Origin of the sequence: Shewanella algae, from assembly GCF_009183365.2 — a bacterium.
Taxonomy (GTDB): Bacteria; Pseudomonadota; Gammaproteobacteria; order Enterobacterales; family Shewanellaceae; genus Shewanella; species Shewanella algae.
On the sequence record NZ_CP068230.1, the window covers coordinates 3,953,655 to 3,969,203 of the forward strand.

At 54.6% G+C, this 15,549-nt stretch carries 10 protein-coding genes; 6 read left to right on the plus strand and 4 right to left on the minus strand.

All coding sequences use genetic code 11. The features are described from left to right. Positions 1-193: 193 nt before the first annotated feature. Positions 194-1,171, plus strand: a complete 978-nt coding sequence (locus E1N14_RS17750) for an ion channel (RefSeq protein ID WP_025008953.1) — start codon at positions 194-196, stop codon at positions 1,169-1,171. Positions 1,172-1,358: 187 nt separating this feature from the next. Further along, complete coding sequence (gene fdhF / locus E1N14_RS17755; RefSeq protein ID WP_062793590.1) at positions 1,359-5,606, plus strand: formate dehydrogenase subunit alpha; 4,248 nt, start codon at positions 1,359-1,361, stop codon at positions 5,604-5,606. Between the two features lie 93 nt (positions 5,607-5,699). Here fdhF and E1N14_RS17760 read toward each other — a convergent pair whose 3' ends face one another. The 3 genes from E1N14_RS17760 to chrA all read right to left on the minus strand — a co-directional run bounded on the left by E1N14_RS17760 (position 5,700) and on the right by chrA (position 10,555). After that, positions 5,700-7,364, minus strand: coding sequence for a methyl-accepting chemotaxis protein (locus tag E1N14_RS17760; RefSeq protein ID WP_044735949.1), 1,665 nt, complete (start codon positions 7,362-7,364; stop codon positions 5,700-5,702). A gap of 283 nt (positions 7,365-7,647) precedes the next feature. Next, positions 7,648-9,306, minus strand: a complete 1,659-nt coding sequence (locus E1N14_RS17765; protein WP_025008952.1) for a methyl-accepting chemotaxis protein — start codon at positions 9,304-9,306, stop codon at positions 7,648-7,650. Positions 9,307-9,406: 100 nt separating this feature from the next. After that, positions 9,407-10,555, minus strand: coding sequence for a chromate efflux transporter (gene chrA, locus E1N14_RS17770; protein WP_062793591.1), 1,149 nt, complete (start codon positions 10,553-10,555; stop codon positions 9,407-9,409). A 675-nt stretch (positions 10,556-11,230) separates the two neighbouring features. On the opposite strand from chrA, the gene E1N14_RS17775 reads away from it, so the two are divergent. Genes E1N14_RS17775 through E1N14_RS17790 form a run of 4 tightly spaced genes read left to right on the plus strand, consistent with a single transcriptional unit; the run spans position 11,231 to position 14,361 of the window. Further along, positions 11,231-12,082, plus strand: coding sequence for a MipA/OmpV family protein (locus E1N14_RS17775; RefSeq protein WP_025008951.1), 852 nt, complete (start codon positions 11,231-11,233; stop codon positions 12,080-12,082). A gap of 7 nt (positions 12,083-12,089) precedes the next feature. Beyond that, a complete protein-coding gene (locus E1N14_RS17780) occupies positions 12,090-12,464 on the plus strand; it encodes a DUF3019 domain-containing protein (protein WP_037436155.1) in 375 nt (124 codons plus the stop codon). Continuing rightward, entirely contained in the window at positions 12,461-13,171 is a 711-nt protein-coding gene (locus E1N14_RS17785) for a winged helix-turn-helix domain-containing protein (protein ID WP_025008949.1), read from the plus strand. The genes E1N14_RS17780 and E1N14_RS17785 overlap by 4 nt, the downstream gene beginning before the upstream one ends. Beyond that, positions 13,168-14,361 (plus strand): ATP-binding protein, encoded by a 1,194-nt coding sequence (locus E1N14_RS17790; protein ID WP_025008948.1) that lies wholly within the window; start codon positions 13,168-13,170, stop codon positions 14,359-14,361. Before E1N14_RS17785 ends, E1N14_RS17790 begins: the two co-directional genes overlap by 4 nt. A gap of 11 nt (positions 14,362-14,372) precedes the next feature. On the opposite strand, the gene rlmC is transcribed toward E1N14_RS17790, so the two are convergent. Continuing rightward, positions 14,373-15,506, minus strand: a complete 1,134-nt coding sequence (gene rlmC / locus E1N14_RS17795; protein ID WP_062793592.1) for a 23S rRNA (uracil(747)-C(5))-methyltransferase RlmC — start codon at positions 15,504-15,506, stop codon at positions 14,373-14,375. Positions 15,507-15,549: the final 43 nt, after the last annotated feature.

Below are 15,549 nucleotides of genomic sequence, written 5' to 3' on the forward strand. Positions count from 1 at the left end.
CAGCGGGCAGAAGCTTGTTTTTTTTTCGTCGGCGCCGTATTCCGCGTCTGTTCCGATAAAGCATCTGACACACTCTAGCCAATTCCGCGGTGAAAAAACTGTGACAAAAAATCAAATATGCCAACTCAATCAGTAAATAAACCGGACGAGCATGCCGATCAGCAGCTTTCAATGACAGGCTATACTTGCAACCATGGAGCAGAAAAATTGCTGTTATCAGGAAGACGAGGGCTTTTGCTGTGAGGAACCAGCCGGTGAGTCAGGCCTCTGTTACTGGCACGACCCGAGAATCGTCAAAAACCACCCCGAAGACAGGGCCAGGCTCGAAGCTTTCGCCCGCGGCGGCGGCATGCTCAGAGGCATCTGCCTCAAGGGTGCTGAACTGGCCGGTATCGATCTGGTAAAACATCACTCTAAAACCGGCTATGACATGAGTTATGCCGAGCTGTATCGGGCCAACCTTCAAGGCGCCCACATGTTCAATCTGACTCTGGATAACGCCAGCCTGATGAAGGCCGACCTGCGTGACGCCAACCTGCACTGCGCCAAGCTCAACAACTGCAATCTGCTGGGAGCCAAATGGAATGGTGCCCGTATCGAGAATATCTACACTGGCAAGCTATTGCGTCAGGAACGCATGGCGCTGCAGGCAGAAAGAGTCGGTGAACGTGAAATCGCCCACGACTACTTTGAACAGGCCGAAGAGATCTACCGGGATCTGCGCAAGGCGGCCGAGCGTGAAGGCCTGTTTGCCATGGCCGGCCTCTACATTCGCCGCGAGCTCACCATGCGGCGCCATCTGCTACCCAAATGGAGCGGCAGAAGGATGTTGTCCAAGTTGATCGATCTCTTCTGCGGTTATGGCGAAGACCCGCTCAGGGTGGTGATTTTCTCGCTGGCTTTGGTGTTTGTCTGTGCCTTCATCTACTGTTTTACCGGCGTCAGTTATGATGGCCGGATCCATCAGTTTGCCCCGGGCCGCGCCATCACAGACTATATGTCACTGTTCGGCAACTGCCTGTATTACTCGGTGGTAACCTTCACAACCCTGGGATACGGCGACTTCACCCCTGTGGGTTTTTCCCGCGCCGTGGCCGCCATTGAAGCCTTCACCGGCAGTTTCACCATAGCCCTGTTTGTGGTGGTGTTTGTCAAGAAGATGACCCGCTGAGCCAGATCACACTGGCCAAAATCCATTTTTCAGATGAGTGCACAGAGTCGATAGGCTTTGTGAATTCCCCGGCAAAAGCCTGTTCCAGCTCAATGAAGCAAACCCCGCGATCGATATACTGCATGGTTATCAGCTTAATTAGTCCCTACTTCACCGCCATTAAGGTGAGCAAATAACAAGGCTGCCCATGTTTGAGATCTATATCGACGGTCAGGCCGTCAGCGCCTTTGAGGGCGAGACCCTGTTGCAGGCGGCCCAGCGGGCCGGCATCGACATTCCTTGTCTGTGTCACCATACAGACCCCGGTTCGGCTACCACAGAAGGCGCCGATGAACACCTGTGCCAACTGACCCGGCTCGACCAGATAATGGCCGACACAGACAGGCCGCTGCTGGCCTGCTCGACTCCGGCAATTGCCGGAATGCAGCTCAAGAATCATACCCAGGCAGTGCACAGCCATCGGCAGCAGGCGCTGAAACGGATATTGAAAGATCACTTCGCCGATTGCGAAGCCCCCTGCCAGCAAGCCTGCCCGGCGGGCGTCGATGTGCAGTCTTATCTGTATCACATAGGTCAGGGCAACCATACAGAAGCAGTGCGCATCCTCAAGCAGACCCTGCCTCTGCCACTGTCTATCGGCCGGGTCTGCCCGGCATTTTGTGAAAGCGCCTGTCGCCGCGCCCTGATCGATGAGCCACTGGCGATACGTCAGCTCAAGCGCCACGCCGCCGATCTGGACTTGGCCGATACCGAGCCCTATCAGCCGCCCAAGGCCGACCCCAGCGGCAAGAAGGTGGCCATAATCGGCGCAGGTCCCGCCGGGCTCAGCGCCGGGTTTTTCCTCGCCAATCAGGGCCATGACGTGGACATCTTTGAGGCCGCTCCCAAGGCCGGTGGCTGGCTAAGATACGGCATTCCCGAGTATCGCCTGCCCAAGGCGATACTCGATAGAGAGATAGCTCTGCTGGAGCGAAGCGGCATCCGCATTCACACCAACACAACCATAGGCGAACAAATACTGCTGCCGAAACTGGCCAAGGAGTATCATGCCCTCTGTCTGGCGATGGGCGCGCAAAAGGCCGTACCACTGGACTATCCCGGCAGCGACCTGCCCGGCTGCTATCTCGGGGTCGACTACCTTAAAGATCTGGCAATGGACCACCAACTGGTCACGGGCAAGAAAGTGGCCGTTGTCGGCGGCGGCAATACCGCCATCGATTGCGCCCGCAGCGCCAGACGCCTAGGCGCCGAGGTGACACTGATCTACCGGCGCACCAAAGAGGAGATGCCGGCCGAAGCCTTTGAAATTCATGAAGCTGAACAGGAAGGGATCCACTTCCTGCTGCTGACCAATCCTGTGGCCAACCATGCCGGCAGTGACGGCCGTCTTGCACGAGTCACGCTGGAAAAAATGTCCTTGGGCGAACCGGATGCCTCCGGCCGCCGCCGGCCTCAGCCCAGCGGCGAAACCTTCGACTGCGAGTTTGATACCCTGATCGCCGCCGTGTCCCAATCACCGGAGCTGGCCTTTCTGCAACAGGCCGAAAACCGTCTGCTGCAAGGCGCTCCGGCGCTAAGCCGCTGGAATACGATCAACGGCTGTGACATCAGCATGAGCACCGGGTTGGAAAAACTGTTTGTTATCGGCGATGTGCGCCGCGGACCCGCCACTGCGGTGGAAGCGGTCGCCGATGGTCGCCGCGCCGCCGAGGCCATAAACGCCCTGTTCAATCAGGGGCTCAGTTGCCCGCTCACGCCGGTGGCGTTCAATGCCAGCAAGGCGATAGGTCTCAAGTCCCAACTGGATTTACCCAAAGATCTTTTCCCTTCACAGGTCAAAAGTGCCAGAGTCAAGATGCCGGAGTTACCTGTGACCGAGCGCCTGAGTAACTTTGCCGAAGTAGAGCTGGGACTGACGCCGCAAATGGCCGAAGCCGAGGCCAAACGCTGCCTCGAATGTGGCTGTCAGGCCAATATGGACTGTCGCTTGCGGGACTATGCCAGTGAATACAAGGTCAGCAACCAGGGCTTGCTTGAGCAGGATGCCAGTGGCGACTCGGCACTGCTGGCCAGACACTTTGCCCAGGATTTGAGTACTCCCTTTATCCGTTTCGATGCCAACCGCTGCATCAGCTGCGGAGCCTGCGTTGACATCTGCCACCGCCGCAGTGGCCACAAGGCCATCAGCTTTGAGGCCAACCAATTCTCGGCGCTACCGGGAGGCAGTAGCGAGCGCCGGGCCCCCAGAGCCGGTTTCAGCGTTTCCATGGCCGACAGCGATTGTGTTCAGTGCGGCAACTGCCTGCAGGTGTGCCCAACCGGCGCCCTGGTCGATGCCCGCCACAAGACCCAAGGACAAGCCCCCGACACCAAGGTGACCAGCACCATCTGCACCTATTGCGGCGTGGGTTGCCGCATCCGCTTCAAGGTCGGCACCACCCAGAATCGTATCCTTGCTGCAGAGGGCGATGTGCGCTCACCTGTGAACCAGGGCATGCTCTGCGTCAAGGGCCGCTTCGGCTTTGACTTTATCAACAGTGAAGAGCGCCTTACCCAGCCGCTGGTTCGCCGTAACGGCAAATTGGAACCCTGTAGCTGGCAAACGGCCATCAGCTATATTGCCGCCCACTGGCAAGAACAATTGGAACAGTTTGGCCCGAGTTCATTCGGCGCACTGGCATCCGCCAAGGCCACCAATGAAGAAAACTTCCTGCTGCAAAAGCTGTTCAGAGCCGTTATCGGCAGCAACAACATAGATCACTGCGCCCGTCTGTGCCACGCCTCCACAGTGACCGGGCTCTATGATGCTCTCGGCAGCGGCGCCATGACCAATGATATTCCCGGCATAGAGGATTCAGATCTCATCTTTATCCTGGGCTCGGATACCGACTGCGCCCACCCCATCATAGCCTCGAGGATCAAGTCGGTCGTCAGCCGCGGCAAGGCAAGGCTCCTGGTCGCCGATCCCAAGCGGGTCAGCATAGCCGACAGCGCCGAGCTGTTTGTGCGTCATCGCCCCGGCACAGATGTGATGCTGCTCAACGCCATCATGCAGCAGATACTGCTTAACGATTGGCATGACAAGGCCTGTATCCGCAGCCGCACAACAGGCTTTGAGGCCTTGCGCGAAGAGCTTTTGCGGCCGGACTACAGCCTGGAGCAGGCCGCCAGGGTGACCGGCGTCAGCAGCAGCGAAATCGCGGCCATGGCTGAGATGCTGGGCACCGCCCAAAAGACCGCCCTCTACTACGCCATGGGAATTACCCAGCACACCACAGGCCATGACAATGTCACTGCCATTGCCAACTTGCAGCTATTGCTGGGTAACCTCGGGCTCGACGGCGCCGGGATCAACCCTTTGCGCGGCCAGAGCAATGTCCAGGGTGCCTGTGATATGGGCGCCCTGCCCAACTATTTCAGCGGCTATCAACGTCTGGATGACGATGCTGCGCGGCTGAAACTGGCGCGGGCCTGGGACACAGATAAGCTGAGCCCTGAGACAGGTATTCCAGCCTCTCATATGATGCAGGCGATTTTGGATGGCCGGCTGCAGAGCCTGTTTGTCATGGGCGAAAACCCGGTACTGAGCGACCCTGACCAGGCCCATGTTCTCAAGGCGCTGAAAAAGCTGCCATTTTTGGTAGTGCAGGATATCTTTCTCACCGAAACTGCCGAAATGGCCGATGTGGTATTGCCGGCAGCGGCCTTTGCCGAAAAGCGCGGCCACTTCACCAATACCGAGCGCCGGGTTCAACGACTGGAAGTCGCCTTGCAATCGCCAGGGAATGCCCGCCCGGACTGGCAGATACTGCAGCTGCTGGCCAATGCCATGGGCGCCGACTGGCACTATGGCGATGAACAGGCAATTTGGCAGGAAGTCACCGCCCTGACCCCTAGCTACGCCGGGATCAGTTGGCACAGAACCACGGATAATCCGGCCGGGTTGCAATGGCCTTGCCCAGATGAGCAACATCCGGGTACCCGAGTATTGCACCGCAACAGCTTTACCCATGGCAAAGGACGACTGCAGCCGGTCAATTATCGTTTACCGGCTGAGCTGCCGGACGATGACTATCCCTTGATGCTGTCGACCGGACGCCTGCTGGAGCAGTTCCACACAGGCACCATGACTCGTAAAACCGCCGGGCTGGACGAACTCGGCTCCCCCAGAGTGATGATCTCGGTTGAGGATGCCGAGCGTTTGGGCGTCGGCAAGGGCGACTGGCTCAAACTGGAAAGCCGCCGCGGTGAAATCTTTATTCAGGCCTTTGTCAGCCGCCGGGCTCAGCCTGGGGTGCTGTTCCTGCCATTCCATTTCGTGGAAGCCGCGGCCAACAAGCTGACCATCAATGCGCTGGATCCCGTGGCCCATATTCCTGAGTTCAAGGTGTGTGCCGTCAAGGCAGAGCGCGCCGAGGCGCCCCCAGCGACTTGAAATTGAGCCACATTAAAAACGGCGCCATAGTTGGCGCCGTTTTTTTATTTCCTTATTTTCCTACTGAGCACTGAAGCCAATGGAGGATGGGTGTTAGACCCGAAACTGGTTGACCAACTTGCCGAGGTTATCACCACTGTGGGACACAGTCTGACTGACCCTGGCCGCATCTTCGCTGGAATGCAGCAGCTCGGCGACTATCTCCTGAATGGCGTAAATATTCCGGTTAATCTCCTCAGTCACTGAACTCTGCTCTGTGGCGGCGGTGGCAATTTGGGTACTCATATCATTGATGGAGGTGACAGAGCTGGTCACAGCTCCCAGGCTTTCGGAGATAAGCTTTGACGACTCGACACTGCGGTGGCAACTCTGCTGACTCTCTTCCATGGCACTCACCGCCTGACTCACCAGACGATGCAGCTCACTGAGCATCTCGTTGATCTCCAAAGTGCTGGCCTGGGTACGACTCGCCAGACTGCGCACTTCATCGGCCACCACAGCAAAACCTCGGCCCTGCTCACCGGCGCGAGCCGCTTCAATGGCAGCATTCAATGCCAACAGGTTGGTCTGCTCGGCAATGCCGCCGATGACAGACAGCACGCTGTTGATCCGCTGTGATTGCTCGCTGAGCGACTGAATATGGTTGGCGGCGCTGTTGATTTCCGCCATCAGGGTGGAGATCTCGGTCAGCGAGGTATCGACGCACTCCTGGGCCTTGGCCACTTCGTCGGTAGCCACATGAGTGGCTTCCGCCACCTGGGTAGTGTTCATCGCCACTTCCTGAGCGGTAGAAGACATCTCGGTAATGGCGGTCACCACCTGATCGGTTTCATTGTTGTGATTCACCAACTGGGATGCTATCGCCTGGGTCTGGGAATGGATGGAACCGGCGGCATCCTGCACTTCATGGGTGGCCGTGGTGACATCGCGGATGATGTGCTGCAGTTTTTCGACAAAGCGATTGAACGCCAGCCCCAACTGGGCAATCTCATCTTCACCGCGCACCTGCAGGCGCTTGGTCAGGTCCCCTTCCCCCTGAGCGATATCGTTGAGGTTATCCAACATATTGCGGATAGGGATTATCATCCGCTGAGCAGTAAAGAGAATGGCAAACACAGTAACCAGAGTCAGCACCAGCGACATCAACAGCACCCCTATGGTCTTGGCCTGCATCTCCTCGGTGGCGGTTTGTCGATAAGCGGCAACAGCCGCCTCTATATCATCCACATAAACACCTGTGCCTACCAACCAGTCTTTCCCGGGGACCCGTATGGCATAAGCTATCTTTTCCACCAGGCCAGTCACTCCGGGCTTGGCATGGAAGTAGTTGATAAAGCCTTTACCACTTCTGGCGGCATCGATAAGACCGCGCACAATTTGTGTGCCATTGGGGTCTGTCATGCCGCTTTGATCTGTGCCTTCCTGCTCAGGCTTAACCGCATGAAATACACTGATCCCATTGAAATCATAAATGAAGAAGTATCCGGCACTGCCAAACCTCTGTTGCCGCAACGCCGCGTTGACATCACCTCTGTCTCCCAGACCGAGTTGATAGTTGATGTTTTCCAAAGCCAGCCCTGTCGCATCCTTGAGTTGCTGTTTTCGTTCATCGACCAACTTTTGTTTGAATAAAGCGATCGAATTTTCCAGTGATTGATGTTCGGCACGATAGGAATACCCCATCACCAATATCAAAGTCAGAATTAAAGGTAGTAAAGCCAGCAGCAAGAATTTGCTTCTCAAGCTCAGAGCAGACAAGGACATAACTTCCCCCCAGTAGCTGTCAGACACTCTTTACTGAGTATAGTCCCGCGCCCCAACATGCAATATCAATATGATTACAAATAAAACAATTAACAAACAAATGATTCAAAATGTTACACAAATTACTTTTTTACCTTACGACCAACCGAAAGGTTCCACGATTGGCGGGGAATGGTTACTGGGAAACATCATAAGCGGTACGGCATCTTGTGCTGGATGGTCGAGATAAAGAAACAGCGCCAAATGGCGCTGTTTCTGTTTTCTTCATATAGAATGATTAAACCCGGAACTGATTGACCAGTTGCCCCAGATTATCACCACTGTGAGACACGGTTTGACTGACCCTTGCCGCTTCTTCGCTGGAGTGCAACAGCTCGGCGACTATCTCCTGAATAGCGTAGATATTACGGTTGATCTCTTCGGTCACCGAACTCTGCTCTGTGGCGGCGGTGGCGATTTGGGTACTCATATCATTGATGGAGGTGACAGAGCTGGTGACGGCTCCCAGACTCTCGGAAATCAGCCTGGAAGATTCGACACTGCGATGGCAGCTTTGCTGGCTCTCTTCCATAGCACTCACCGCCTGGCTCACCAGACGATGCAGCTCGCTGAGCATCTCGTTGATCTCCAATGTGCTGGCCTGAGTGCGGCTCGCCAGGCTGCGCACTTCATCGGCCACCACGGCAAAACCGCGCCCCTGCTCACCGGCACGAGCCGCTTCAATGGCCGCATTGAGTGCCAACAGATTGGTCTGCTCGGCAATGCCGCCGATGACAGACAGCACGCTGTTAATCTTCTGCGACTGTTCGTTGAGCGACTGAATATGGTCGGCGGCGCTGTTGATTTCCGCCATCAGAGTCGAGATCTCGGTCAACGAAGTATCGACGCACTCCTGAGCCTTGGCCACTTCATCGCTCGCCACATGGGTCGCCTCCGCCACCTGGGTGGTGTTCATCGCCACTTCCTGGGCAGTGGAAGACATCTCTGTGATCGCAGTCACCACCTGATCGGTTTCATTGTTGTGGTTGGCCAACTGCGCCGCTATCGCCTGAGTCTGGGCATGAATAGAACCAGAGGCATCCTGCACCTCGTGGGTAGCGGTAGTCACGTCACGGATGATGTGTTGCAACTTGTCGACAAAGCGGTTGAATGCCTGCCCCAGCTGGGCAATCTCATCTTCACCGTGCACCTGCAAACGCTTGGTTAAATCCCCTTCCCCCTGAGCGATATCGTTGAGGTTATCCAGCATGTTGCGGATAGGAGTCACAGTGCGCTGAGCAGCAAACAATATGAGCGTTGCGGTGATCAGAGTGATGACTATGACTATCATCAACGTCAGCCACAGCTTACCTTCCATGTCTTCCAATGCGGTCTGTCGATATTCGGCCACTGAGGCTTCGATATCATCCACATAGGCGCCGGTGCCTATGATCCAGTCGGTGCCTGGAACCATGGCGGCATAACCTATCTTTTCCACCAGCTCGTTGGTGCCGGGCTTTTGGTAGTAATAGGTGAGAATACCGTCACCACTGCGGGCTGCATTCAGCAAGCCTACTATGATCTTGGTTCCCTTGGGATCTGTCATCCCTATCTGATCTGTACCTTCAAGCTTGGGCAACAGGGCATGAAACAGGTTTTTACCTTTGCCATCATAGACAAAGAAATAACCTGCGCTGCCAAAGCGAACATCCCGCAAGGCCGCCTTATAGTCTCCGCCCTGACTGCGCTGAAAGCTGACAATCTCTTTGGCGACTTCGGTCACATGCACCAACTCCTGACGACGCTCGTTGAGCAGCTTTTCTCTGAAATTGGTAATTTCGCTTTCAAGCGCATCCGACTCTACTGTCCAGGACGCCAGCATCAAGACAATGGAAACAGTCAACAATGGCAACAGGGCAAGCAGCAGTAACTTATTTCGTAAACTCAGACTGGACACTTAGGTTTCCCCCGGGAATGGAATATCTGCAAATTATAGTAACTTTGTTCACTTTAAGTTCGTATAAAAAATGCCTGAGATCAAAGTTTAACCATTTGTTTTACATGAAGAGAGTGGAAATAGCACCCATTGCTGCAAATCCGAGCACCAAAAACACCAGGGGCAAACGCCACAGCTTGAGCAACATAAAGCCCGCCAGCACCATGGCCATATCAACCGGGCGGGTCACAGCACTGGTAAATACCGGTTGATAGAGGGCACTCGCCAACAAACCAACGACAGTGGCATTAATCCCCATCACCATGGCAGCCATTTTCGGGCGTTCGGCGATTCCCTGCCAGCCTCGGATCACCGCCAGCAGCAACAGAAAACCGGGCAGAAAGATGGCTAACGTTGCCACCGAGGCGCCAACTAGGGCATCTTGCGGCCACAGTTCGGCGCCCAGATAGGCGGCCAGACTGAACATGGGGCCGGGAACGGCTTGCGCCAGGGCGTAGCCGGTGAGGAATCTGTCATGATCTATGCTGTTTGCCAGTTGGCTCTCCAGCAAGGGCAGCACCACATGGCCGCCGCCGAATACCATGGCGCCGGTCTGATAAAACTGTTTGAAGAGTTCAGCCAGAGGGTGAGCAAGCAAGGGGCTGGTGAGCAGCAGTAAAAATAGAAATATCAGTAAAGCACTCCAGTTGAGCTGCATACTTCCCGACTTGGGCGGCGCTGGTGCCTCACGAATGAGCCCATAAAGACCGACAATGGCACCGGCAAGCAACAGCAGCAATTGGGTCAAATTCCCCGGCCACAAAAGCAGAATCACAGTACTCAGCAAGGCCAACATCCGGGTGATATGGCTGCGGCAAAACTGTTTGAACATACCCCAGGCAGCATCGGCGACCACCACCACAGCCAATAACTTGAGTCCGGCGATAACCCCCTGAAATAAATCACTGGAGAGGTATTGATAGCTGCTGACCGCCAGCAGAAACATCAGTAGAAACGAAGGCAAGGTAAAGCCGATAAAGGCCAGCATTGCACCGGGCAAGGCGCCGCGGCGGTAACCTATGGCAAAGCCGACCTGGCTGGATCCCGGGCCGGGCAGAAACTGACTCAACGCCACCAAAGAGGCGTAATCTTTGTCATCAAGCCAGCCCAAGTCTTCGACAAAAGTCTTGCGAAAGTAACCTATGTGCGCCGCCGGGCCGCCAAAACTCACCAACCCCAAGGAAAAAAAACGTACAAAAATCTGCCACATCTGTGTTCACTCTACCCTTGCTCAGTTCGGCTCCATTGTATGACATAAGTGTGACACTTATCTTATTATCAACAGCTTTTAGTCTGTGGGAGCCCAATAAGAAAAACCCATGAACAGACGACTGAAAGTCCATCTTCGCCTGTCAAACAGCCACTATTGAGGCAAGAACAGCCGCCAAAGTCCGTCACTTCCCAAGAGTGAATTCCGAGACGGAAAAGAGAGTCAAGTTGACGGGAAATCATCTCACTACAACCCAGATCTGCACCCACTAACCGGCAAGTGTAATCGCTCGAAATCAGCCACGGTTTCCAAGCTGCTTTCTCTATGCCAGGTTCCACCCTCTAAATGAAACATAATTCAAACATTTAATATTTATTCAAAATGATTGCTAGCCAATGCAGTTAAAAAAGCCTCAACCATAGTTTAGCCACAAACACAAACCCACTAAAAATAACATAAAGAAACCATAACCCACCATATAGCAAAGCAGTACCACTTTTGACACCTGTCAATTTTAATGCATAGATATTCACACAAGCATCAAATACAATCACCGCAAAAGAACCAAAAACATAATACTTATGTAGCATTTTGTAACTTGGTTAAATTTTTACAGACTTTTAACAAGCGTTTGTTTAGATTCACTGAGAGTTCGCAGGAAGTAAGAAGTAAGCTATGAAGCTATGGTGGTACGCGATATTGATGCTTGGCCTTCAGTTGCCCCAGACTGCGGCAGCTGAAGAAAATGCGACGGAAACTGTCCCTGTGGATGAGTTCAGGCTTGCCCTCGCCCTGGGATATGGCCGCCTGGATAATCCCAGAGTGCATGCCAAGCCGATAGAAACCTTCCTGCTGCCATCCTGGAGCTACTACTCAGAACGCTTCTATCTGGAAAACTTTACTCTGGGCTACAGCCTCTATGAGTCGGACAACTGGTTATTCGATCTGCAAACCAAGCTCAATGAAGATGGATTCTTTTTCGAGTTTGATGGCCTCAACAAATTGTTTTTGAGCGACATCATAGGCTTCTCCCCCTACAAGGGACAGGTCGTACGCCCCAACGGTAACAGCGAACCTATCCTTGATGAAATCCAGCGTCACATCTCCTATCTGGGCGGAGTTTCCGTCACTTGGGTCACGCCCTACACGGATATCAATCTGGGCTTGTTTCAGGACATTTCCGGGGTACATGACGGCAATGAGCTGCAGCTCAGATTGAAAAAGAGCCTGCTCTACTCCTGGGGAGCCCTTGGGCTTGAGCTAGGCGCGATTCGCAAGAGTGAATCCCTGGTGCGTTACTACTATCAGCTTACGCCGGAAGAAAGCGGACCGCTGAGACTGAGTTACACCCCCTCGGCCAGTATCAATTATCACGCCCGCCTGCTGGTTAATCTGCCACTGTGGCAGGATATCAACCTGGTGATGGTAACCGAATACACCTGGCTTGACTCGGGGATCACCAACAGTCCCATGATAGACAAGGATGGCTATCTCTCAGGTTTCATCGGTTTGAGTTATCGGTTTTGAGGGCTCTATGAATCGATGGCTACTGTGGTTACTCATGCTGATAAGTCCCTGGGCAAGCGCCTTGGGAGAAGAGCTTTGGCTGGCGCCAGATACCTGCGCCATGACCAATCAAGAATCGGAATGCAAGCTGCAACTGCAACTCGAGTTTCACAGTCAACAGCCTCGCTCTCTGTGCCTTTGGCTGGCCAACAGCGCAGCGCCTTTGACCTGTTTTCATCAACGCCGTGACTTCAGTTACAAGCTGCAATTAAGCCTGGTCAGGGATACGCTTATCGAGCTCAGGGATCAGCAAAACCGCACAGTTGCCAGCCGCTTGCTCAGAGTGGCTATCTACGAGCCCGTCAGTCGCAGACGGCGGGGCCTGAGTTGGGATCTGCTATGAAAGAAAAAATACTCCTGATTGAGGATGATCTGCCACTGGCGGAACTTATTTGCACTTATCTGGCCAATGAAGGCTTCGAGCTGGTTCATCTGGACAATGCCGAAGCTGCGCTTGCCCGTCAGGACAGTGACAGTTTCAGCCTGATCCTCTGCGATGTGATGCTTCCCGGTGAAGATGGCTTTGGTATCTATCCCCGTTTGGCGGCCTGTTATCCCTGCCCGCTTATCTTCCTCACCGCCCGCGACAGTGAAGGCGATCAGATCCTGGGGTTGGAGCTGGGCGCCTGTGATTACCTGCTAAAGCCCGTCGTCCCCCCCTTGCTGCTGGCACGAATACGTACTCAACTTCGTAACAGGCAACAGCTGCCCGGACGCAAAACCTTGTGTCTGCACGATCTGCAGCTTGATCCCAATCAGCAGCAGGTGTTTCTGGCGGGCTCGGCATTGGCCTTTACCACCAAGGAGTTTGAACTCCTGTGGGTGTTTGTGATCAACGCCGGGCGGGTATTGTCACGGGAGTATCTGTTCGAGCAGTTTATCGGCCGCGCCTATGACGGCCTGGACAGAGCCATAGATCTCAAGGTCAGCAGGCTGCGCAAACGCCTGGATGAGCTGGAGATAAACGGCCTGCAGATCACCACAGTGCACGGCAAGGGCTATCTGTTCAACTACCAGCCCAATCAAGCCATGCTCAGGATTCAGGCATGAAGTTTCAGTTTTACCGACTGTTTGGGTTTCTGCTGCTGTCCTGCTCCCTGCTGCTGTGGAGCTTTGGCCAACTGACAGATCAATATCGCAGCGAAGAGGCCAGCTATTTGATCTCGGTGGACGACTTATTGCAGACCCGGGGACAGGGCGCGCATCTCTCAACTCTTGCCGCCGGCAGTCTGGCACTGCCCACTAGCCTGAGACAGCTACTCAATGAGGGGCAGACCTTGGCGCTGCGTCACTCCAGTGGCGAGCTCTATTACTACAAGCAAGGCTCAGGCACTGAGCTACTCAGATTTGGCCCGGTAACAGAGAAGCAAGACAGGGAGGATGTCACCAGTTTGATCTTGCTCGGTTTCTATTCCAGCCTGGCCCTGGTCGCCATCTTGCTTATCTGGCCTGTGTTTCGCGATCTCCATACCCTGCAACAGAGCGCCATTCGCTTTGGCCGTCAGCCTTCGCTGCAACCGCTAACCATACGTAAAAGCTCGGCTATCTTTCCCTTGGCTCAGGCGCTTTATAGCATGAGCCACCAGATAGTGAGTTTTGTCCAGATGCATAAAGAGTTATCCCATACCATCTCCCACGAAGTACGCACTCCGCTCGCGCGGATGCGCTTTGCCCTTGAGCTGAGCAAGCAGCAGATGGAGCCTCAATACGCAGCGCGCCTGGCCCAGGACATAGATGAGATAGAACAGTTGGCGGCCAACTATCTCTCTTTTGCCCGCCTGGAACATAAACAGGGAGAACTATGCCATTCGCCTCAATCCATCGCAGACTTTATGCAGACTCTAGAGCAAAAATACAGCCTCTATGGCCGTGACTTTCAAATAGGATTTCACTCTGTGCCGGGCCAGGCACAATTCGATAAGACGGCAATGAATGTGGCCTGCCAGAACCTGATCCAAAATGCCATGCGTTTCGCCGAAAAAGAGATACAGGTGAGTTTCGAGCAAAGCGAAAGCCATAACTGCCTCAGAGTCGAGGATGATGGCCCGGGCTTTGAAGATAAAGGCAAAAAACTACTGGCGGCCTTTGCCAGAGATGCCAAACAGAGTGATGGCAGCGGCTTTGGCCTGGGGCTTTATATAGTGCGCAAGATTGCCATCTGGCACGGCGGCAGGCTGGAGCTGAGCCACTCGCAAACTCTGGGCGGCGCCGCCATCAGTCTGTGTTGGCCAAGAGAATAAGCGCCACTGTCTTAGCCTCGACTCAGCAGCACCAATACCTCATAATGATCCGTGTGCGGAAACATATCGAACAGCTGCACCTTGCGCACACGATAACCACTGATGGCCGCCAGATCTTTGGCCAAAGATTCAGGGTTACAGCTGGAATAAAGCAGATGCGGCGGCGCAAAGGTCGAAATGGCCTGGCAAAGCTCGGCGCCTATGCCACGTCTCGGCGGATTGACTATCATAAGATCCGGCACTTGTCCCGAGGACTGCGCCGCGGCAAAACTGCCCGAATCCAGCGCCTTGAAGTTCACCCGCTCAAGCCCCAGCTTTTCGGCGGATAACTTGGCGCAGGCGATGGCTTCAGCCTCGATTTCAATCCCTGTAAGCTCTGTGTCTTTATTGGCACAGTGCAGCCCAAAACCGCCGACACCACAGAAGAGATCCCAAATCGACTCAGGCTTCAGCTCACTGCCCCAGTCTTTGGCGATCTGATAAAGGGCCGCCGCCACTTGTGGGTTGGTTTGAAAGAAGCTCTTGGGGCGGATATAGAGAGGCACGCCATTGAAGGACTCCTCCAGACGCTGCGCCTCGGTAAGAAAAATCTCCTGCTCACCTTCGAGCCTGGCCATATGAACCGGCTGCAGATTCACAGATACCAGCTTGATGGCAGGAAACTCGGCCAGCAGCTTTGGCAGTTCACGCTCAATCCGTTCGATAGATTGCCTGGAGCGCAACACAAACCTGAGCATAAAGTCGCCGCTGATTTCGGCGCGGGTCAACAACACAAACTTGAGTTCGCCCTTGGCCTTATCTACCCGATAGGGTGGGATCCCGGCCTGACGCACAAACAGCTCAAGCCGATGCAGCAAGGCCTGCATATCGGCAGGATAAAGAGGACAATCGCACAGGCTCACGGCCTCACCACTCGGGGAAACTATCCCCAGAATGGGTTGATGGGCGGCCCCGAGTGCCACCATCTTGGCCTTGTTGCGGAAACCCAGGGACGGCCCGCTGACAGGTACCAAGAGTTCAAAGGGCGTAAAGGGGCTGAGCAACCGCGCCAACTGCTCACTCTTGGCGGCCAGTTGTTGCGCCATTGGCGTTTCTATGTGAGTACAGGAGCGGCACTTGCCCTGCGCAAAAAAATCACATCTCACTCTGATATATCCCAAGTTTCCAATTCAGCCCGGCGGCAAAAGC

Coding starts and splice junctions, on each gene's coding strand:
- E1N14_RS17785 (WP_025008949.1), top strand. CDS start 12,461: ATGAAAGAAAAAATACTCCTGATTGAGGATGATCTGCCACTGGCGGAA.
- E1N14_RS17780 (WP_037436155.1), top strand. CDS start 12,090: ATGAATCGATGGCTACTGTGGTTACTCATGCTGATAAGTCCCTGGGCA.
- E1N14_RS17775 (WP_025008951.1), top strand. CDS start 11,231: ATGAAGCTATGGTGGTACGCGATATTGATGCTTGGCCTTCAGTTGCCC.
- fdhF (WP_062793590.1), top strand. CDS start 1,359: ATGTTTGAGATCTATATCGACGGTCAGGCCGTCAGCGCCTTTGAGGGC.
- E1N14_RS17750 (WP_025008953.1), top strand. CDS start 194: ATGGAGCAGAAAAATTGCTGTTATCAGGAAGACGAGGGCTTTTGCTGT.
- E1N14_RS17790 (WP_025008948.1), top strand. CDS start 13,168: ATGAAGTTTCAGTTTTACCGACTGTTTGGGTTTCTGCTGCTGTCCTGC.
- chrA (WP_062793591.1), bottom strand. CDS start 10,555: ATGTGGCAGATTTTTGTACGTTTTTTTTCCTTGGGGTTGGTGAGTTTT.